General features: G+C 65.6%; 17 protein-coding genes. 10 read left to right on the top strand and 7 right to left on the bottom strand.

The window, feature by feature from the left end; genetic code table 11:
- Positions 1 to 23 precede the first annotated feature (23 nt).
- The 4 genes from AB7531_RS36320 to AB7531_RS36335 all read left to right on the top strand — a co-directional run bounded on the left by AB7531_RS36320 (position 24) and on the right by AB7531_RS36335 (position 8,722).
- A complete protein-coding gene (locus AB7531_RS36320) occupies positions 24 to 6,467 on the top strand; it encodes a non-ribosomal peptide synthetase (RefSeq protein ID WP_063985371.1) in 6,444 nt (2,147 codons plus the stop codon).
- A 142-nt stretch (positions 6,468 to 6,609) separates the two neighbouring features.
- Positions 6,610 to 6,780, top strand: a complete 171-nt coding sequence (locus AB7531_RS36325; protein WP_014497648.1) for a hypothetical protein — start codon at positions 6,610 to 6,612, stop codon at positions 6,778 to 6,780.
- 233 nt (positions 6,781 to 7,013) lie between these two features.
- Complete coding sequence (locus AB7531_RS36330) at positions 7,014 to 7,745, top strand: 4'-phosphopantetheinyl transferase family protein (protein ID WP_014497649.1); 732 nt, start codon at positions 7,014 to 7,016, stop codon at positions 7,743 to 7,745.
- Positions 7,742 to 8,722: an LLM class flavin-dependent oxidoreductase gene (locus AB7531_RS36335; RefSeq protein ID WP_063985372.1), complete on the top strand. Its 981-nt coding sequence runs from the start codon at positions 7,742 to 7,744 to the stop codon at positions 8,720 to 8,722. Before AB7531_RS36330 ends, AB7531_RS36335 begins: the two co-directional genes overlap by 4 nt.
- On the opposite strand, the gene AB7531_RS36340 is transcribed toward AB7531_RS36335, so the two are convergent.
- The 3 genes from AB7531_RS36340 to AB7531_RS36350 are packed head-to-tail and all read right to left on the bottom strand — an operon-like array spanning position 8,719 to position 11,724.
- Positions 8,719 to 9,558: an ABC transporter ATP-binding protein gene (locus AB7531_RS36340; RefSeq protein ID WP_063985373.1), complete on the bottom strand. Its 840-nt coding sequence runs from the start codon at positions 9,556 to 9,558 to the stop codon at positions 8,719 to 8,721. The two genes, AB7531_RS36335 and AB7531_RS36340, sit on opposite strands and share 4 nt — an antisense overlap.
- Positions 9,555 to 10,355 (bottom strand): ABC transporter permease, encoded by an 801-nt coding sequence (locus tag AB7531_RS36345; protein ID WP_063985374.1) that lies wholly within the window; start codon positions 10,353 to 10,355, stop codon positions 9,555 to 9,557. Before AB7531_RS36345 ends, AB7531_RS36340 begins: the two co-directional genes overlap by 4 nt.
- 4 nt (positions 10,356 to 10,359) lie before the next feature.
- Positions 10,360 to 11,724 carry an ABC transporter substrate-binding protein gene (locus AB7531_RS36350; protein ID WP_187388095.1) on the bottom strand — a complete coding sequence of 455 codons (1,365 nt, stop codon included), beginning with the start codon at positions 11,722 to 11,724 and terminating at the stop codon, positions 10,360 to 10,362.
- Between the two features lie 19 nt (positions 11,725 to 11,743).
- Between AB7531_RS36350 and AB7531_RS36355 the strand changes: the two genes are divergently transcribed.
- Together AB7531_RS36355 and AB7531_RS36360 are read left to right on the top strand one after the other, a co-directional pair.
- Complete coding sequence (locus AB7531_RS36355; RefSeq protein WP_187387811.1) at positions 11,744 to 11,998, top strand: hypothetical protein; 255 nt, start codon at positions 11,744 to 11,746, stop codon at positions 11,996 to 11,998.
- An 87-nt stretch (positions 11,999 to 12,085) separates the two neighbouring features.
- Positions 12,086 to 12,925 (top strand): Crp/Fnr family transcriptional regulator, encoded by an 840-nt coding sequence (locus tag AB7531_RS36360; protein WP_371496430.1) that lies wholly within the window; start codon positions 12,086 to 12,088, stop codon positions 12,923 to 12,925.
- Positions 12,926 to 13,041: 116 nt separating this feature from the next.
- Here AB7531_RS36360 and AB7531_RS36365 read toward each other — a convergent pair whose 3' ends face one another.
- The 3 genes from AB7531_RS36365 to AB7531_RS36375 form a co-directional block, all read right to left on the bottom strand.
- Positions 13,042 to 14,067 (bottom strand): histone deacetylase family protein, encoded by a 1,026-nt coding sequence (locus tag AB7531_RS36365; RefSeq protein WP_063985375.1) that lies wholly within the window; start codon positions 14,065 to 14,067, stop codon positions 13,042 to 13,044.
- Positions 14,068 to 14,195: 128 nt separating this feature from the next.
- Positions 14,196 to 15,137 (bottom strand): SMP-30/gluconolactonase/LRE family protein, encoded by a 942-nt coding sequence (locus AB7531_RS36370; RefSeq protein WP_063985376.1) that lies wholly within the window; start codon positions 15,135 to 15,137, stop codon positions 14,196 to 14,198.
- Positions 15,094 to 17,160 (bottom strand): PQQ-dependent sugar dehydrogenase, encoded by a 2,067-nt coding sequence (locus AB7531_RS36375; RefSeq protein ID WP_063986673.1) that lies wholly within the window; start codon positions 17,158 to 17,160, stop codon positions 15,094 to 15,096. Before AB7531_RS36375 ends, AB7531_RS36370 begins: the two co-directional genes overlap by 44 nt.
- A 207-nt stretch (positions 17,161 to 17,367) precedes the next feature.
- Between AB7531_RS36375 and AB7531_RS36380 the strand changes: the two genes are divergently transcribed.
- Both AB7531_RS36380 and AB7531_RS36385 read left to right on the top strand, forming a co-directional pair.
- Positions 17,368 to 17,601, top strand: coding sequence for a DUF6894 family protein (locus AB7531_RS36380; protein ID WP_014497658.1), 234 nt, complete (start codon positions 17,368 to 17,370; stop codon positions 17,599 to 17,601).
- Between the two features lie 9 nt (positions 17,602 to 17,610).
- Positions 17,611 to 17,787, top strand: coding sequence for a hypothetical protein (locus AB7531_RS36385; RefSeq protein WP_187387812.1), 177 nt, complete (start codon positions 17,611 to 17,613; stop codon positions 17,785 to 17,787).
- Positions 17,788 to 17,808: 21 nt separating this feature from the next.
- On the opposite strand, the gene AB7531_RS36390 is transcribed toward AB7531_RS36385, so the two are convergent.
- Positions 17,809 to 18,582 carry an enoyl-CoA hydratase-related protein gene (locus tag AB7531_RS36390; RefSeq protein ID WP_063985377.1) on the bottom strand — a complete coding sequence of 258 codons (774 nt, stop codon included), beginning with the start codon at positions 18,580 to 18,582 and terminating at the stop codon, positions 17,809 to 17,811.
- Between the two features lie 119 nt (positions 18,583 to 18,701).
- On the opposite strand from AB7531_RS36390, the gene AB7531_RS36395 reads away from it, so the two are divergent.
- Together AB7531_RS36395 and AB7531_RS36400 are read left to right on the top strand one after the other, a co-directional pair.
- Entirely contained in the window at positions 18,702 to 20,291 is a 1,590-nt protein-coding gene (locus AB7531_RS36395; protein ID WP_283018468.1) for a gamma-glutamyltransferase family protein, read from the top strand.
- A 91-nt stretch (positions 20,292 to 20,382) separates the two neighbouring features.
- Positions 20,383 to 20,619 carry a hypothetical protein gene (locus AB7531_RS36400; protein ID WP_063985378.1) on the top strand — a complete coding sequence of 79 codons (237 nt, stop codon included), beginning with the start codon at positions 20,383 to 20,385 and terminating at the stop codon, positions 20,617 to 20,619.
- Positions 20,620 to 20,662: the final 43 nt, after the last annotated feature.

Below are 20,662 nucleotides of genomic sequence, written 5' to 3' on the forward strand. Positions count from 1 at the left end.
TAGCTCAATCAGATCAAAAGGGAATGGCATTGTCCCACATTGCATCCGTAGCGGGAGAGGATTCGGACAGCGCAGGCGCCGAAACCAGGACGTTTGCCGATATCGGCGGCCTTCTCGACTTTTATGCGCGCAAGACCCCGTCGGCACCAGCTCTCCTCGCGCCGGGCCGGCCGGCCCTCACCTACGGCAAGCTGGGTGAGTTGATCCAGCAACTGGTCCGCACCCTGCGGGGGCTTGGCATTGCCCCTGCCGACCGGATTGCCGTTGCGCTGCCGCGCGGCGCCGACAGCGCGCTGGCGCTGATCGCGGTCGCCTCGGCCGGCGCCTGCGTCCCCGTCAATCCCGATCTGACGGCCGACGAGCTGCAGCGCTATTTCAGCGAATTGAAGCTGACCGCGCTCGTCACCCGGGCCGACATGAATTCACCAAGTCGTGACGTTGCCAAGGCACTCGATATCGCGGTGATCGATTTCGTGCCGGGGCCGAACGACAATCTCGGCGGCTGCGCGTTCATCGGCCCGGCAGTCGGGCCGGCCAGCACGAGCGGCGCCTCGCGCGGCGACGATGACGCCTTCATCCTGTTGACGTCAGGCACGGCGGCGCGGCCGAAAATGGTGCCGCTGACGCAGCGCAATGTGTGCCTGTCCGCATACAATGCCGGCCGCGTGCTGTCGCTCGCAGCCCACGACCGCCTGCTCAACGCCCTGCCGCTGTTTCACGCCCATGGTCTGATCTCCGGCCTGCTGACGGCGCTGGCCGCGGGCTCCAGCGTGATCTGCACCAACGGTTTCGACGCGTTGTCCTTCTTCAGCTGGATGCGGGAGCTGCGACCGACCTGGTACACGGCGGTGCCGACCATCCATCGCGCGCTGCTGACGGCGGCCGAGGCCGACCCGGACCGCGCCCGGTCGTCGTCGCTGCGCGTGATCCGCTCGGCCTCATCCTCGCTCGCGCCTGCGATCCTGAACGGGCTGGAGGCGATGTTCGGCGTTCCCGTGCTCGAGACCTACGGCATGACGGAAGCAGCCTCGCAGATCTCCGCCAATCCGTTCGAGCTGCGCAAGGTCGGATCGGTCGGCCGCGCTGCGGGCCCCGAGATCGCGATCATGGACGGGGCGGGCCGCACGCTTGCGAGCGGCGAGCATGGCGAGATCATGCTGCGCGGGCCGAACATGAGCCGCGGCTATTATAATGACGAGGCGACGACACGGGCCGCCTTCCGCAACGGCTGGTTCCGGACCGGCGACCTCGGCTATCTCGACGCCGACGGCTACCTCTTCATCGTCGGCCGCATCAAGGACGTCATCAACCGCGGCGGGCAGAAGATCTCGCCCCTGGAGGTCGAAGAGGTCCTGCTGAGCCATCCGGCGGTGCTGGAGGCCGGCGTGTTCGCCGTCCCGCATCAGAAGCTCGGCGAAAACGTCGCCGCCGTCGTGGTGCTGCGCCCGAACTCCGAAGCAACTCCGGACCAGCTTCGGCAGTTCGCGCGCAAACGACTTGCGGCCTACAAGGTACCGAGCCTGATCCGCGGCGTGGCCGCACTGCCGAAAGGCGCGAGCGGCAAGGTCAAGCGCAACGCGCTGGCCGATCTGATCGCAACCGCGGAGCATGGCGTCGAAGCGCAATTGCCGCGCAACGCGCTGGAGACCCAGCTCGCGGGGATCTGGGCCGGTCTGTTGGAACTGCCGCAGGTCGGCATCGATCAGGATGTCTTTGCGCTCGGCGCGGACTCGCTCGCGGCGACGCAGATGCGCTCGCGCTTGCGCGAACGCTTCAATGTCGACTTCTCCTTCGAGGACATCTTCGATTGTGCCACGGTCTCGGCGCTTGCGGCCCGGATCGAGACCGCCACAACCCATCGCGAGACGATGGTGCCCGCATGGCGCCAGGCGGCGGCAGCAGACGCGCCGCTGTCGTTCCAGCAGCAGCGGATGTATGTGCTCTCGCGGCTCGATCCGACCCGCTACAATTACAACGTCGTCGAAGTCGCGGTTCTCAAGGGCCTGCTCGACGTCGCCGCGCTTTCTGCGAGCCTCGCCTCGATCTGCGCGCGCCACGAGGCGCTGCGCTCGGTCTTCATCGAACGCGAGGGCGAGCCGGCGCAGCGGGTGCTGCAATCACCACCGCGATTCGAGCGGATCAAGCTCAAGCCCTGCGCCGCGGACAAGCAGGGCGCAATCATCCGGCGCGAGGCGCTTGAGCTCGCGCAATATCCGTTCGACCTGGCGCGTGAGCCGCCGCTGAAGGTCACCCTGCTGTCGTTCGACAAATCCAGCCACGCGCTGGTGGTCAACGTCCATCACCTCGTCACCGACGGCTGGTCGCAACGGCTGTTCTGGGAGGAGCTTGCCGCCCATTATTCCGCTGCACGCAAGGCAAGCGCCGTGACGTTACCCTCGCCCGCCTTCCAGTATCGCGACTTTGCGCTATGGCAGCAGAGCTGGGCTCAGACGCCGGCGGCGAAGGAGCAGCTCGATTACTGGCGGACCCAGCTCGACGGTGTCACCACGCTGCCGCTGCGGACCGACCGGCCACGACCGGAGGTCTGGAGCGGTCACGGCGCCCGTCACTATCTCGAATTCTCCAAGGCACTGTCGGCCGATCTGCGCGCGCTCAGCCAGGACCAGGGCGTCACGCCTTTCATGACGCTGCTCGCGGCTTTCCAGTGCCTGCTGTTCCGCCACACCGGACACGAGGATGTCGCGACGGGATCGCTGATCGCCAACCGCAACCAGATCGAGAGCGAGCGATTGATCGGGCTGTTCGCCAACACCCTGATCCTGCGCAACGATTTTGGCGGCGATCCGGGCTTTGGCGAGATGTTGCGGCGGGTACGGCAGGTCACGCTGGATGCCTACCGCAACCAGGACCTTCCGATCGAGGAAGTGCTGCGCGCGCTGCAGATCGCGCGCCGGAGCGATGGCAATCCGCTGTTCCGGATCATGTTCATCCTCCAGAACGCCTCGATCGAGGCGGCACGTTTCCCCGGCCTGTCGACGCGGCGGCTGGAGGTCGACCCGAAGGTCGCGCGCTTCGACATCACGCTCGAACTGGTCGAGGCCGACGGCCGCTTCACCGGCTTCTTCGAATACGCCACCGATCTGTTCGACGCGGCGACCATCGAAGGCATGGCCGCTCAGTTCAAGACCCTGCTCAAGGCCGTGATCGCCAATCCGGAGCAGCGCATCTCGCGCCTGCCGCTCCTGACGGAGGCCGAACGCCGGCAGTTGCTGGCGAAAGGCCAGGGCGTGGTGGCCAATTTCACCGCGCGCGGCAATCTTTGCGAGCGCCTCGAGCGCCAGGCGAAGAAGACACCGAACGCAATCGCGGTAACGGACGGACACACCTCCCTGACCTATCGGGAGCTCGCCCGCCGCAGCCAAGCGGCCGCACGCTGGCTCGCGCGCGAAGGTGTCGGCGCCGAGAGCGTTGTCGCCTTGCTTGCGGATCGCGGGCCCGACCTGCTCGCCGCGATGATCGCCGCGCAGCGCGTGGGCGCAGCCTTCCTCAATCTCGATCCCGACCAGCCGCCGGCGCGGCTTGCGACCATCCTCGGATCGAGCTGCGCCCGCATGCTGCTGACCGGGCGCGCCCAGTCGGCCATGGTCGAGGCCCTGCTCGGACCGCTGGTCGAGCGCATCCATGTCGCCGAGCTCGAGGACGCGATCGCACCCGGATCGACCAGGCCTGCCCGCGCCGCGCGGCGCGCAGCCGCGAGCCTCGCCTATCTCATCTACACATCCGGCTCCTCCGGCGCGCCGAAGGGCGTCATGATCGAGCAGCGCGGGCTGTCGAACCATCTGGCGTCGCTCATTTCCGAGCTCGGCCTTACGGCGAGCGACGTGATCGCCCAGACTGCGCCGCAGAGCTTTGTCATCTCGGTCTGGCAGTTCCTTGCCGGTCCCATGGTCGGCGCGCGCGTCCATGTCTGTGCCCACGCAATCGTGCAGGACCCGATCCTGCTCGCGCGGGAGATCGAGCGTGAAGGCATCAGCGTGCTCGAGATCGTGCCGTCGCTGCTGCGGGTGATCCTCGACCGCATGGACGACGCGCAGGTCCAGCGCGCCTTTGCGGGATTGCGGCTCCTGATCTCGACCGGCGAGCCGCTGCCGGTCGATCTCTGCCGCGCCTGGTTCGCCCGCTGCCCGAAGGTGCCGCTGATCAACGCCTATGGCGCGTCGGAATGTTCCGACGACGTCTCGCTGCATCGCCTGACCAAGGCGCCGGCGGCGACGACGAGCAACGTCCCGGTCGGCGCGCCGCTGCCCAACACCCAGCTCCATGTGCTCGATCAAAACCTCCAGCCGCTGCCGGTCGGCGTGACCGGCGAGCTCTGCGTCGGCGGCGCCGGTGTCGGCCGCGGCTACATCAACGATCCCGCGCAGAGCCGGCAGCGCTTCCTGCCGGATCCGTTCGCACGCCAGGCCGGCGGGCGGCTGTACCGGACCGGCGACCTCGCACGCCGCCGCGCCGACGGCACCATCGAATGCCTCGGCCGCGCCGACCATCAGGTCAAGGTCCGGGGCTACCGTATCGAGCTCAAGGAGATCGAGAACGCGCTTGCCGACCATCCTGCGGTGCGCGCCGGCATCGTCGAGCCGCGCCGCGAGGCGAGCGGCGATGTCAGGTTGATTGCCCATATCGTCGCAAGGGCCGGCAGCCAGAGCAGCGCCAGCGAGCTGCGCGACTTCCTGAAGAGCCGGTTGCCGGGCCATGCCATCCCGTCCGCATTCCTGTTCCTGGACCAGATGCCGCTCAATGCCCATGGCAAGATCGACCGGTCGGCGCTGCTGGCGCCCGCGCAGCAGGACGTCTCCGGACCGGACGCCGCCGTGCCGGCGCGGCACTTCACCGAAAAAGTGCTCTCGGACATCTGGGTCGACCTGCTGAAGGTCGAGAGCCTCGGCGTGACCGATAATTTCTTCGATCTCGGCGGCCATTCGCTGCTGGCGGGCCAGGCGATGGCGCGCGTCGCCCGTGCGCTCGGCGTGTCGCTGCCGATCAAGACCATCTTCGAGGCTCCGACGATCGAAGAACTCGCCCGGCGGGTTGACGAGGCCGTGGCAGCAAAGCCGCGCAAGCCGGCAACAGGCATGCTGCGGCCTGCTGAAAGCGGGCTCCCAACGCTCTCGATCGCACAGGACCAGATGATGCGGATCGAGCAGAACCTGCCGGGCCTGCCGCTGTTCAACCTGCCCTTTGCCTTCCGCCTCCAGGGCCCGCTCGATCCGACCACCCTCGCGCAGGCGTTCGGCGACATCGTGCGCCGCCACGAATCGCTGCAGACCGGGTTCGGCCGGAGCGGCGAAGAGCCCGTCAGTCGCATCGCCACACCCGGCGAGCTCGGACCGGCCCTCACGATCGAGGTCATCGGCGACGGACGTCCCCACGACAACAAGCGGCGCAAAGCCCTCGAACTCAGGAAGATCGACCTCCTGATCGAGCAGGAGACCTACGCCCCGTTCGACACTGCGCGGCCGCCGCTGTTGCGGGCGCGGCTGTTGCGGCTCCATGCCGACGATCATGTGCTGCTGCTGACGCTGCATCATGCCATTGCCGACGGCTGGTCGATCGGCGTGCTGTTCGAGGAGCTGTCCAACCGCTATGCGGCGCTGGCCGGGCGTCCGTCCGTGCCGCTGCCGAAACTACCGCTGGCCTTTTCGGACGTCGCCCGCTGGCAGCGCTGGTGGCGCGGCACGGACGCCGCCCGCCGCCAGGCCGCCGACTGGACGGAGAATCTGCGCGGCGCGACCCCCGTCTTCGACGGTGAAGCAAGCCCCGGCGCGTCCACCGGGCATCACCCCGTCAGCCTCGAGCGCGAGCTGATCGGCCGGCTCACGGCGTTCGCCGGCCGGCATAACAGCACGCTGTTCATGTGCCTTCTCACCGGCCTGAAAGCCCTGCTGCTGGCGCAGAGCGGCCGCAACGACATCTCGGTCGCCACCGCCATGGCCAATCGTGCCCAGCCGGATACCGACCGGATCGTCGGTCCGTTCGAGAACACGGTGATCGTCCGTACCCGAATCACGCCGGAGCTGTCATTCGCGCAAGCCCTGGCCCGGGTGCGCCAGAGCGTGCTCGACGCGCATGCGCGCCAGGAGCTGCCGTTCAACATCCTGGCCGACCATCTGGAGCAGGAGGGGATCGATCCGGCCTCGCTGCTCCAAGTCTATTTCACCCTGCAAAATCCGCTGCGCCAGCCGCTCGATCTGGCTGACGTCACGATCGAATCGATCGGCAACGTCGCGCGCGAAGGCCAGCCGGTGCTGCCGATCGACCAGACCTGGCTGTCGCTGATGCTCAAGGAACGCCCCACCGGAATCACCGGCTCATGCAATTACAAGGGCGAGCTGCTCGATGGCCGCAGGATCGGTGAGTGGATGGCGCATCTCGTCGCGCTGCTGGATGCGGCCGTCGCCCACCCCAACACACCGCTCGGCCGATTACTCGCTCGCAGGGCGGCATGACCGGCTGTACGGGACGGGAGAACACAGGTTCACTCGCCAAAGCTGTGCATGACCAAGTTGCATCTTGATTATTTGGCGCCAGCGCGCAAGATTATTCCCTCGATTTGATTTGGACGATTATTTTCAACCGGGGGAGTATGTTATGGGTTTCATCAAATTTACCAAGGGTACCTCGTTGAGCGACAAGGACCGCAAGGCCCTGCAAAAGCTGCTGGGCGCCGAGAAGAAGAAGCTCCAGTCCGCGCTCAAGGATGTCGATGCCAGCCTTTCGATGCTGGGCGGAGCGAAGAAAGCCAAGAAGAAGAAGAAGTAAGGATCGTCGGCCGGGACGCCGCACGAATCCTCAGGCTTCACTTTCCGGATATGGGCCGCTCGCTTGTCGAGTTGGGGTCTCGCACAAGCTTGCGCCTGTAAACTGGCCTGCAAATCGACAAGAAATTGCCCGGGTGGACCGTTAGAAGCGGTCCGCTCAGTTGATTCTTGCTCAGTTGATTCTTCCGTCAGGGCCGGAGACTTGGCCTCCGCCTGACGCCATGGGCCTTATTGATGGCAGACGACAGAATTGAACTGTTTGTCGGACTGATCGAGACCATTGACGCTCCGGGCGCAGTCGATGCGTGCCGGCGCCTACTCTCGGTCGACGAACGGATCCGCGCCGACCGCTTCATGTTCGAGCGGCACCGGCGGCAGTATATCTTCGCGCACGCGATGCTGCGCCTGGCGCTGTCGCAGGCCGCGCCGAACGTCGCACCCACCGATTGGTCCTTCGGGGCCGGTCGCTACGGGCGGCCGTTTGTCGCGGCGCCCGCGACCTCGACCGCGCTGCATTTCAGCCTGTCCCATGCCGATGGCTGCGTTGCCTGCGTCGTCTCCGGGCATGAGACCGTCGGCGTCGACGTCGAAACCGTGTCACGGCGTGTCGCGCCACTGTCCACCGCGCTTCGCTTCTTTGCGCCGGAGGAGGTCGAAACGTTGCGCGGACTGCCGGAGCCCGCCGCGATCGAGCGCTTTTTCGACTATTGGACGCTCAAGGAGGCCTATCTGAAGGCAAGGGGCTTTGGGCTCAATCTGCCGCTCGACGCTTTCGCGATGCAGGTGTCCCGCGAGGCCATCGAGATCAGCTTCAAGCCCGATATCGCCGACGATCCGCATGCATGGCGCTTCTCGCTGTGCTCGCCGTCGCCCTCGCATCGCCTCGCGATCGCCGACGGCTCCCGCGCGCACGGCGGCCTTCCCATCACCCGCAATTCCTGGCCGTTCCAGGAAGCGGCTGAATGACGCCCCCGCGGCTGCGCGTCTTTCCCGCGATCTCGCGCAACCGCGATCCCAAGAAATATGTCGGCGAGCTGATGCGGGTGGCACAGTTCGCCGACCGCAACGGCTTCGAAGGCATCCTGCTGTTCGAAGGCAACGACGTGTTCGTCGAGCCCTGGGCGATGGCCCAGCACATCATGGGTGAGACCACGCGAAGCTCGCCGCTGATCGCGGTCAATCCGGTCTACATGCACCCGTTCGCCGCGGCAAAATTCGTCTCGTCCTTTGCGCAGCTCCACGGCCGCAAGGTCTATCTCAACATGATCACGGGGACCGCGGTCAGCGATTTGCAGGGGCTGGGCGACGAGCAGTCGCATGCGGACCGCTACGTCCGGCTCGGCGAATTCGTCGCGCTGATGCGCCAATTGCTGGAAAGCCCTCGCCCGGTGAATTTCGACGGCCGGTTCTACCGCGCAAGCAATCTGCAACTTCGCCCGCGCCTGCCGGCGGAGCTGATGCCGGAATTCCTGGTCGCGGGCCAGTCGGAGGCGGCGCAGCGCGTGGCGAAGGAGACCGGCTGCATCAAGATGCAGATGCTGCCGCCCGATCTCGATCGCGGCCTCGATGCGCCCGGAATGAACTTTGGCATCTTCGCCCGCGAGGGACGCGACGAGGCACGGCAGGCGGCAACGGCGCGTTTCCGTGACAATGCCGATGATCGCGAGCTGCTCGCGCTCACCGTGGAGAACAGCGATTCCGTGTGGAAGCGGCGGCTCTATGACGGCCAGAGCGGCGAGCTCGCCGACAATGGCTACTGGCTGCTGCCGTACCTCACCTTCCAGGCCGACTGCCCCTATCTCGTCGGCAGCTACACCGAGATCGGCGCAAAGCTGAGGGATTTTGCGGCGAAGGGCCTGACCACGATCATGCTCGACATGGTCGCCGACGAGGCCGAGATGCAGCACGTCCGCAAGGCGCTCGCGGCGAGCGGGATGTTCTAGGACGTCACGCCGAGCGGACTGAGCCGTGCCAGCGGCTCGCTGCCTTCCGGCCGTCGCAAAAGCTGCATGACATGCCGCTTCAGGCGCACGAATTCGGGTTCGGTGACGAGATCGTGGCTCCGCGGCCGCGCAAACGGCAGCACGATGTCCTCGATCACCCGGCCGGGTCTTGCGCTCATCACGACGATGCGATCGGCGAGAAACAATGCCTCGTCGATGTCGTGGGTGACGAAGACCGTGGTGGTCGGGATCTTGCTCCAGATGTCGAGCAGGACCTCCTGCATCATGCCGCGCGTCTGCGCGTCGAGCGCGCTGAAGGGCTCGTCCATCAGCAGCACCCGCGGCTGGTTGATCAGGACCCGCGCGATTTCCACGCGCTGCTGCATACCGCCCGACAATTGCGCGGGATAGAACGCCTCGAAGCCGGAAAGGCCGACCAGCTTCAGGATCGCGTCGGCGGCGCGGTCGCGCTCCCTCCTCCCGAGACCCCGCATCTTCGGGCCGAAGGCGACATTGTCACGCACCCCCTTCCAGGGAAACAGCGTGTGCTGCTGAAACACCATGCCCCGGTCCGGGCTCGGGCTCTGGACCTGCTGGCCGTCGACCGTGAGACGGCCAGCCGTGATCGGCAAATGCCCGGCCAGCGCGCCGAGCAGCGTGGATTTTCCGCAGCCGGAGGGACCGAGGATGCAGACGAGCTCGCCCGGCGCAATCGCGACATCGAGACCGCTGACCGCTTCGAATGCATCGCCGCCCGATCCGAGCGAAATCGAGACATCGGCGAAGTCGATCCGACCGACGCTGTTCGTGCCGATATCCGCGACCCGGATGTTCATCGCGCCACCTTCGGGCTACGCCAGGGCATCAGAAGCCGCCCGGCCGTCGTCAGCAGCCAGCTCGATCCCATGCCGAGCAGGCCGATGATCAGCATGCCGACGATGATGTCGGCGTAGTTCTGGAGCGTGTAGGCTTCCCAAGTGTAATAGCCGATGCCGAACTGGCCTGAGATCATCTCCGCGGTGACGAGGCAGAACCACGAGGTGCCCATGCCGATTGCAAGCCCGGTGACGATGCTGGGCGCGGCGTCCGGCAGCACGACCTCCCTCAGGATCGCCAACTCCCCCGCGCCGAGGCTGCGGGCGGAGGCAACCAGCCGGCGGTCGACATTCGCGACACCGTGGACGGTGTTCAGCACGATCGGAAACAAGGCACCGATGAAGGTGATGTAGATCATCGAGAGTTCGGACGACGGAAAGATCAGGATCGACAGCGGTATCCATGCCACCGCCGGTATCGGCCGCAGCAATTCCAGCGGCGGCAGCAAAAGATCGCTCGCGGCGCGTGACCGGCCGATGGCAAAACCAAGGATCACGCCGATCACGACCGCCGCCCCGTAGCCCGCGAACACCCGCCAGAGGCTACTGGTGATATGTGCCGTCAATTTCGGCGAACGAAACAGGGCGAGCGCGGATTGAGCGACCTCGACCGGCGGCGGCACGTTGCGGAAGGTCACGATCCCCAGATTGAGATGCGTGGTCGAAGCGACCTGCCAAAGGGCGATGCAGGCCAGGATCGAAAGGCCGCGGACCATCCAGCGGATGCCCGCAGGTCGCGCCGGGATAGCGGTGGCCATCGCCTCACCGGCTCGCGACGAGGGACTCGCGCGCGGCCGCGAAGTCGAGCACCGCGCCACCGTTCTTCTTCGACCAGCCCTCGGCCGCCTGCTTGAGCAGGAACGCGCTCAGCTCGCCCTTGGACGACCGCACGAACCAGGCCTGGTTTGCAAACAGCTTGATGCCGCTCTCGCGATCCTGAGCGTAGACGACGCGGATGGTCTTGCCGTCCTTCTCGAGGCCGGCGAGCGCCTTGAGCGCGTTCTCGGGCGAGGCATAGTGGCGTACATGAGCCTCGTCCTTGACCCAGATCTGCGCGACGCGGCTGAAGTCGCTGATCTGGTCGCCCGTTGCGGCGTCCTTGGCACGAAGCGGAAGCTGCGCGTAGTTCTTCAGTTCGGAGTCGTAATCGCGTCCCGCCTGCGCCGCCGCGATACGGATGAACTTGTCGGTCACGAACTGGTTGATATCGAGATCACTGTCCGCGCGCTTGAGCAGCTTCAGCGTCTTGATCGAGGTTGCGACCGCCTGGCGGTACTCCGGCTTCCAGGTCACATCGCGGGTCTGGAGACCGAGCGGTCCGTGAAAGAGGTAGTCGACCTCCGCCTCGATGCCGGTCACCTTCGCGATCAGTTCGCTGTACTTCTCCGGCTCTTCCGCGATCAGGCGATCCGCTTCCAGCGCTGCGCGCAGATAGGCGACGACGATCTCGGGATATTTCTCGGCATAATCGGCATCGACCAGCCCGCCGTGGAATGTCGGGGCATTGGCCTGCGCGCCGTCAAAGATCTTGCGCGCGAAGCCGCGCCACGGGAACAGTTCGGCGAACGGAACGAAGTCGGCATGCGCCTCGATCTTGCCGGCCTGCAAGGCCGGCCCCGCAACCTCCGGCGCCTGCGTGATGATGTTGACGTCGGTCTCGGGATTCCAGCCCTTGGCCTCGATCGCGCGGAGCAGCATGCCGTGCGAGGTCGAGGCGAAGGGAACCGAGATGGTCTTGCCCTTGAGCTCATCGAGCGATTGCACCGGCGAGCTCGACGGCACCACGATGCCGTTGCCACTGCCCTTGGTGCTGCCGGACAGCACGCTGATGAAGAGGCTACGGCGTCCGGCCTTCTGGAACGCCACGCCGTTCAGCGAGCCCGGAAAGTCAGCCATCGCGCCGAAATCGAGCTTGCCTGCGACCATCTCGTTGGTGAGCGGCGCGCCGCTCGTAAAATTCTTCCACTGGATGTCGTAGGTGACATCCTTGTACTTGCCGTCATGTGGCAGAAATTTCTCAAGCAGCTTGAGCTCGCGAATGAGCAGTCCGCCGGTCGCGCAATTGATCGTCGTGTCCTGCGTCCCGACTGCCACACGGATCGTCTCCGCCTGGGTCGGCGCGAACATCGCAACAGTGATGGCCACAATGGCCACACTGAATCTCAAAGAGCTGAATTCGATCATCGAACTGTCCTCGGGAGGCCGGGCGCGTGCCGGCGGCAACGCTGGCCGGCACTATCGAAGGCGCGGCGCAACGCTTGAAGCAATTACTTGCGTCGCTGTCGCAGGACGTTCGCGTCATGATTCCGTCGCGCAACGACGCAAAGGATTTTCTCAGGACGGAGCCATGGACAGAGGAATCGTTTCGCTGCCGGTCGCCGCACACATCAAGCTTTGCTAAGTGATTTGGAACGATCGCAAAGAGATGGACATCGCACCACCGCCGCACTTACCTATTCGCAAGCCCCTGGAGAGCTGACGGATTGCGATGACCATACTCAAGGAAGCTGCCGCGACCGAGCCTGCCGCTTTCGCCGACCGGCCTCATGCAGGCGTTCCGTTCGACTGGACCGACCACAAGAAGACGCGGCGGGTCCGCAGCACACGCGCGAGGCCCGCAAGCTCGGCGCTGTTCATGAGCGAGACGATCGACGGGCTGAATGCCGGCGCGCATTTCCTCGACCGTTTGTCCGCGTCGGAGCAGGCGCGCGTGCACGCGGCCGGCCGCATCATCACGGTGCCGCAGGGCGAAATGGTATTCAGCCAGGGCGATGGCCACGACGGCATCTTCATCATCCGCCGCGGACAGGTGCGGGTCTACTACACCGCGCCGTCGGGCCGCGAGATCACGCTCGCCTATTGGACGCCGGGACATTTCATTGGAGGCCCCGAGATATCCGGCGGTGGCATTCACATGTGGTCGGGCATCGCCATCGAGGCCTGCGAGATTACGACACTCTCCGGCCCCGCGCTTGAGAAGCTGTTGACCAGCATGCCGAGCTTCGCGCTGGCGCTGATCGACGGCCTCATCGCCAAGGGCAAATGCTACTCCTCGATGGCGCAGATCCTCGGTACGCGATCGGTGATCGAACGGCTGGCGCAATTCCTGCTCACGCTGTCGGAATTGCATGGCACGGCCGACGGCGACACCATCGTCATCAACCGCAAGATCACCCATGACCAGATCGCGGCCATGGTGGGCTCGACCCGGCAATGGGTGACGATGATGCTGAAGCGTTTCCAGAACCGCCGCATCATCGCCATCGACGGCAGCACCATCCAGATCAGGCGGATCGACCTGCTGGAGCAGATTTTGTTCAAGGATTAGGCGCGGCGGGTTGTCTCCGTGCGCACGGTGACAGTCGAACTCGCGGAGAGTCCCCCTCACCCGGAATTTGCTTACGCAAATTCCGACCTCTCCCCGCAAGCGGGGAGAGGTAAACTTCACCGCGCCTCTTCAAACCCGGCCAGCACCGAGGTCAGGTTCGCGCCCAGAATATCCGAGAGATAGCCGCCCTCCTGCACGAACACGGTCGGCAGGCCCAGCTTCGCGATCGCCTGGCCGATGCGGCGGAAGCCCGGCGTGGTGACGGCGAGGCCCTTCAGTGGATCGTGCTCGGAGGCATCGAGGCCGAGCGCGATGACGAGGGCGCCGGGTGCAAAGGATTCGATCGCCTTGCGCGCGACATCCATCGCCTGGATGTAGCCGTCGTCACCGGTGCCGATGGCCAGGGGGATGTTGAGATTGGCGCCGAGGCCGGGTCCTTCGCCGCGCTCATGCGCGTAGCCCCACACATAAGGATAGTACGCGATGGGGTCAGCGTGGATCGACACCGTGTAGACGTCAGGGCGTGCGTAGAAGATTCCTTGCGTGCCGTTGCCATGATGGACGTCGACGTCCAGGATCACGACGCGCTCATGCTTGAGCCGCAGATGCGCGGCTGCGATCGCGCTGTTATTGAGGAAACAGAAGCCGCCGGCCATGTCGCGGTAGGCGTGATGGCCGGGCGGACGGCAGAGTGCATAGGTCGCATCCTCGCCGTCCATCACCATCTGCGCTGCCGTGACCGCAACATCGGTGGCAGCGCAGGCCGCGGCCCAGGTGCCGGGACCGATCGGCGCCGCGGTGTCGGCGGTGTGCCAGCCGAGCTTGCCGACGATATGAGTGGGATAGGTCGCGGCATGACGCACGGGATGGATGTTGCCGATCATCTCCGGGCCGGAATCGCCGAGCGCGGTCCAGGCGTCCCAGGCTTCGCTGAGGAACGACAGATATTCCGGGCTGTGAATCCGCGCACGCGGCCCCTGCCCGAATGTCGTCGGTTCGACCAGCTGATGCTTGCCGTCCTTCAACCCCTTGAGCAGGCGATCGGCGCGCTCGGGCTGCTCCGTGGTGCGCTTGACGACACCGCGAACCAGGAAGAATTGCGGATCGTGGCTGCGATGCAGTTCGGTATGGACGGCTTTCACTCAAACACTCCGTGGTCGCGTTGACGGTGCCCACAGATGTCTAAATGCCTGCGGCGGCCAGATGCAAGCAAGAAGAATGCCGCCGCTTTGGTGCTGCTCTGCGCCGGAGGCAGACCGCCCGTGATGCTCTAGCAGCGCCCGCGCTGGAGGCAGTGCTCGCGGCCCTGCTGGTCGGTGCGGAAGGACTCGACGAAGCCGCCCTGACGCTGGGTGACGAAGACGGTCTTGCCGTCGCTGCCGCCGAAGGCGAGATTGGTCGGCTCCTTGCCCTTCAGCGCGATCTCCCGCTCGACCGCACCATTGGGCTTCATCAGCGCGATGGTGCCCTTGAGGATGCGCGCGACATAGAGACGGCCGGCGACGTCGGTGCGCAGGCCGTCGACGGTGTCGGGCTGGAAGGCTTTGACGAGTTTTGCGCCGGTGAGCTCGTTACCGCGGACGGTGTAGGACCAGATTTCGCCGCTGCTGGATTCCCCGACATAGAGCGTCTTGCCGTCAGGGCTGAGGTCGATGCCGTTGGTGGTGCCCATCGCGCGCGGCGCGGGCATCACCTGCCCCTGCACCGTGCCGTCCGCAGATTTGGCGATGCGCCAGATGTGGCCTTCCCTGCCTTTCCAGTTCGGATCGCTCGCATAGATCGTGCCGTCGCGCGCGACCGTGATGTCGTTGGGCTGGTTCATCTCGTCGGAATGAAACCAGACGACGGGCTCGCTCGCGCCCTTCGGGATCGCGAAGATGTTGTGCTTCTTGTAGTCGGCGATGAACATGGTGCCGTCACGCGCAAAGCGGATGGCGTTGCCGACGCTGCCCGCGGGCAGTGCCGTAAACTGCTCCGAAGCCGCGCCGCCCACCGGCAGCTTGCCGATGGTGCCGGGCTTGCCAAAGTTGACCACGAAGAGATTGCCGTCGAGATCGGCCGCCGGCCCTTCGATGCCGAAGGTGTATTCGCCCGACGGCGTCACCTGCACGCTTTCGAACAGCTTTGTTTCAGCATGGGCCGGCGATGCCGCGATGACGAGAAGGAGGCTACTGCACAGGCACCAGAAATTCCTGCCGAATGTAATAGCCATCGTCGTCGCTGCACTCGCCATTCAGATAGGGATCGGCAGGCCGGAAGAATCGGCTGAAGCCGGGTTTGTCTACAGCGCTCCTTTGTGTCACGACAACGACCTTGCCGGCCGGTATTTCGCCGCATTCCTTGTTGGTCTTGCCAAAGAACTTGCGCTGCGGCGGGCCGGACTTGATCCGCATCCGCGTGCCCGGAACCATTTTCGCAACCAGCAGGTCCGCGGTATCGAGCAGGCGCGTGTAGCCAGGTTCGGTCCTGGGCAGGCTTTCGCCGCCCGGCGGCATCAGCTTCTCGGCGCCGATACCGCGCAGCCGCGTGCGCAGCTTCCCGGAGTCTGGATCGCCCGGATAGATCCAGCCGTCCTGCGACAGCATGAAGCGCAGCACCGTCGCGTCCTTTTCCGCATCCGATTGCCCTGCCTTCAGGCCGAAATCCGAGTGGCAGCCGACGCAGTGCTTTTCGACGAGCCCCTTGCGCAGCGTGGTGAGCCGGACACTGTTCTGCGCGTCTTTGGCGACGAAGGCCGCGAGCTGGTCGATCATCGCCTGGCTGCGCATGTCGCAAGGCAACGGCGGCGGATCGCCAGCAGCGCGATCGATGCGGATTACCGTCTGGTTCTTGTCCTCGACCAGCCAGATTGCGCCGTCCTCTGCGACCGTCATGCCGACGGGCGCTCCTTGCGGCCGCGCGCCGTTGACGCGGTGCCAGCCTGCGATCAGTTCGTCGAATGGCGCGGCGGCGACTTCTCCGGCGTCGGTCTGAAAGCTGTGGGTCGGATCTGCCGCGCAACTGACGTGGTAACGCACCGGCGCCGGGGCGGGCTTCGGGAAGCCATGGTCGTCGACGTCATAGAAGAGGACGCGGCTGCCGGTCGGACGATAGCCGTGCAGGCCGACTAGCAGCTTGCCTTCCAGCTCCGGGAATTTCGCGCCGTGATAATAGAGCATCGCCAGCGGCGCGCCGTGCGGCGGCATCAGAGAGAACGGTGCCTTGTAGAGCGCATTGGCCGTGCAGAGCGACCTGTAGACCCCGGATTGCAGCACGGGCTTGAATTCGGGGCTCGGCGTCGACAGGTCGTAGCAATAAGGCCAGCCATAATGCCTGCCCTGCTCGATCGCGTTGATCTCCTCGTTCGGCTTGAAGATGTCGGGCAGATCGCGGCCGTTCTCGCCCTGCAGGAAGGCGTAACCAGGATCGGGAAAATTCGGATGCAGCGCCAGCGCCATCGAGTTGCGCAGGCCGCGCGCATAGACGGTGTGCGGCGGGTCGGGATCGGCCGGCTTCAGCGCCGGGAAGATGCCGCCTGCGGGCGGTGTGAACAGCCAGATCGAGGCCATCGCGGACGCGCCCTCGGCCGCCGCGCATGGTTTTGTGATCGGCGCCGACGTGATGCAGTCGTCGCTGTGCGAGCCGACATTGACGAACAGCCGCCCGTTCCCGTCAAAGGCGAACTGCTTGAGCGGATGGGCACTCTCGTCGAGCCTGGTGCCGTCAGGCAATGTGATCCGGCGGCCGGGCATGTGCCGGATGATGGTCTCGACCGTGCTGCGGGGATTGTCGGCGAGCGGATCGAACCGGAAGATCGTCTCCGCGGTCGAGGCGTACAGCTTCTTGTCCGGGCCAATCACGAGACCGAACGGATATTCGATTGCGGTCAGCAGCTCCTTGAACCGCTGCCCCTGCGGCGCATGCGGATCGAGCAGCAGCAGCCGTCCATCGGTGTGGCCCCAGCCCCCCATGTCGGCGACCACGAACAGGTCACGGCCTGGCACCTGGATGATCGAGCGCGGAAATTTCAGGCGATCCTCTTCGCTGGCGACGAGACCGGCGCAGAATCCCGCCTTCATGTCGATCTGGATTCTGGGAAAGGCGAGATCGCCGCTGCCACAGGTTTCCGTGCCGATCGCGTAGCCGCTTTTCCTCACCGGCTCGGAGGAGGCTCCCGGGGCAAGACCGAACAGCGCTCCGGCGACGATCGCCGCAAACAAGCTTCGGCGTTCATGCCAGAATGTGAGCTGGTTCACGGCGATCCCCCGGACTTTCGGTCCAAAGTTGTTCCATGCCATGGGAACGCCGTCCAGTTGATCATCACCCCCCTGTGATCAAACCCGCTCGGGCCTTCGCAGCGACCAATCTCCGTAGATTCCCTTACCGGGCTCGCCCCGAATGTTTCGCGAAGGCCTCGGGTGGTATCGGTTTGCCATCCCAGTCGCTCCCGACAGGAGACGCATATGGTCCAGGTCTATTTTCACTGCTCCAACACCGAAGGCACGCTGATCGATCGCAGCGGCACCGCGGTGGCCAGCCTGACCGAGGCGCGTGACCGTGCGGCCCAGATCATGCACTCGATGATCTACACCCCGGGTGCCGAAGACTGGCGCGACTGGGTGATCCATGTCAGCGGCTCCGACGGCGAGGAGATCTTCGACCTTCCCTTCACCGCCATGCTCGGCAAGCCGCATTGAGGTGATGCCGTGCTGTTCGCTTCATTAACCCTGCTCTGCCAGCCCCTCAACTTCGTCGCCACCAAGTGGCAGAAGCTGGTGCGGATCGCAGGCAACCCCTACCGCCCCGAACTTCACTACATGCGCGGGCCTGGCCCGAAATGGCACGCCAAATATCAGGCCAGCCGGCTGGACCGCGGGCTCTGAGCGCAGTCCGCGGCTGCTCCTCTACTTCCCCGTAAACTTCGCCTTGCGCTTCTCGACGAAGGCGGTGCGGCCTTCGATGGCGTCGGCGCTCTTGCGGATCGTGGCCTGAACCTCGATCTCGCGGCGGAACTGCGCCTCGTAAGCCGCATGCTCGCTCTCCTCGACAAGCGCACGCGTTGCGACCAAAGCGCGCGTCGGGCCGTCCGCCAAACGGCGCGCCAGGACCAGCGCCTCGTCCATCAGCTTCGCGTCGTCGACGACCTGCCGCACCAGGCCGATCTCCTGCGCACGTTCGGCCGTCAGGGGCTCGTTCAGCAACATCAGCTCGAGCGCGCGCTGCCGACCGACCAGCCGCGGCAACAGCCAGGTCGAACCGAGATCGGGCACCAGGGCGATCCGGCTGAACACCTGGATGAAGCTCGCCGACCGCGCCGCAACAATCATGTCGCCGGCCATCGCAAGGCTGAAGCCGCCGCCGGCCGCGACGCCGTTGACGGCGACCACGACAGGCACGCGGCATTCGCGCAACGCCTTGAACGCGGGCCAGTAGAACCGCATCACGCCGGCGGCGATGTCCTCGCCCAGCGCTTCCGATGCCTTCAAATTCTGTCCTGAGCAAAATCCGCGCCCCGCGCCGGTGAGGATCAGTGCGCGAATGCCCTCATCCCCAGTCATCTCGGCGACGGCGGCGGCGAGCGCGCCGAGCAGGTCCGGCGTCATCGCGTTCAGACTCGCCGGCTCGTCGAGCGTCAAGATCCCAACCGCGCCATCCCGCGCCTGTTTCACACCTGCCATGTCTCGTCTCCCTTTGGATTTTCTCGTTGGCGGCAATGTGCCATCCTTCGCACGCCCCGCCAATGCTGCAGCTTCCGCGTGAAGCCAGAACAACCGAATCCAGAGATCAAGACGACATCATGCCTCATCAGTTCAGCCTCGCCCAAGCCGTCCGCAAACCCGCCGTCACATCCAAGGGCGGCATCGTCGCCTCGCAATCGCGACGGGCGGCCGAAGTGGGCGCGCAGGTGCTGGCGGCGGGCGGCGACTGCGTGGACGCGATCGTCGCGACCACCTTTGCGCTGAACGTGCTGGAGCCCTGGAACAGCGGCATCGGCGGCGGCGGCGCCATGGTGCTCTACCGCGCCAAGGAAAATCGCACCGAGGTGATCGACTACGGCATGTGCGCGCCACAGAGCCTGCGCACCACCGACTACCCGCTCAGCGGCGAAGGCGCGGCCTCCGATCTGTTTCCCTGGCCGCGGGTGAAGGACGATCGCAACATTCACGGCCCCGGCTCGGTCGCCGTGCCCGGCGTCGTCGCCGGCATGGAGGAGGCACATCGCCGCTACGCCAAGATGCCGTGGAAGGATCTGGTCGCGCCGGCCGCCGCGCTCGCCGGCGAAGGCCTGCTGGTCGATTGGTGGACCACGCTGACGATCGCGGCATCGGCAGCCGATCTCAGGCGCTATCCCGCGAGCGCGGCCACCTTCCTGAAGGATGGCCTGCCGCCGAGCGCGCCGTGGGGCATCAAGTCCGAGACGCGGCTGCCGTTGGCCACGTTGAAGGCGACGTTGTCGCACCTCGCCGCTGCCGGTCCGCGCGATTTCTACCAGGGCGATCTCGCCAAAAGCATCGCATCCGACATCAAGGCCGACGGCGGCTCGCTGTCGGTGGAGGATCTCGCCGCGTTTCGCGCCCATCTGCGCGAGCCGCTGGCGATCCCCTATCGCGGCGGCAAGGTGTATGCGACGCCGGAGCTCACGGCCGGACCGACAATGGCGCATGCGCTGCGGCTGTTGCAGCAGAGTCTGAAGCCGGGAAGCGCACCCGACGCGACCACCTACAGCGAATATGCGGTGGCGCTGCAAGCAGCCTTCCGCGAGCGGCTCAAGGACATGGGCGATGCCGACGGCAAGCGATCGCTCGGCGCCGAATATCTGGCGCCCGCCTGCACAACGCATTTCTCCGTGGTCGACCGCCACGGCAACATCGCAGCGGTCACGCAGACGCTGCTCTCGTCCTTCGGCTCGAAATACGTGACGCCGCACACCGGCATTGCCATGAACAACGGCATCATGTGGTTCGACCCGACGCCGGGCACCACCAACTCGCTCGCTCCCGGGAAGCGCTGTCTCTGCAACTACACGCCCGTCATCGCCGAAACGAAGGACGGCAAGCGTCTCGCGGTCGGCGCCTCCGGCGGCCGCCGCATCCTGCCGTCGGTGATGCAGCTCGTGTCCTTTGCGATGGATTACGGCATGGACCTCGACACGGCCATCCACCAGCCGCGGATCGACGCAAGCGAAGGCGCGGTCGTGATCGGCGATATCAGACTGCCGGCAGACGTGCGCAAGACACTTGCCGCACGCTTCGATTATGAAGAGACGCAAGTGCAGGCCCTGCCGCAGAAGTTCGCCTGCCCCAGCGTGGTGATGCGCGAGGACGATACGAATTCGGGCGCGGTCGAGATCTTCCAGCCCTGGGCCGACGCTGTCGCCGAATCCTGAGCGTCACGACTCCTCCGCATTTGCACGCGACACCGCGATCGATGTTCGTTCGTCGAACGGACAGATGCGTGCCTAACAGGAGAGATTTCGGATGAAGAAACTTGCGCTCGCCGCAACACTGATCATCGCGGCCGGCTTCACCATGCCAAACGCCGCATTCGCCAGGGGCGGCCACGGACATGGTCATGGCCATGGCCACGGCCACGGCCATCATGGCGGATACCATGGACATCGCCATGCCACTCATCTCGGATGGCACCACGGGCGCAAGGTCGGCTGGCGCGGCAGGGGCTGCCCGCCCGGCCTGTGGAAACAGGGTCGCTGCTGACGCCCTATCTGCAAGTCATGCAAGGCGTCGCTCCTGACGGGGC

It is taken from the genome of Bradyrhizobium sp. 63_E2_N1_3, from assembly GCF_052076005.1.
Lineage (GTDB): Bacteria > Pseudomonadota > Alphaproteobacteria > Rhizobiales > Xanthobacteraceae > Bradyrhizobium > Bradyrhizobium barranii.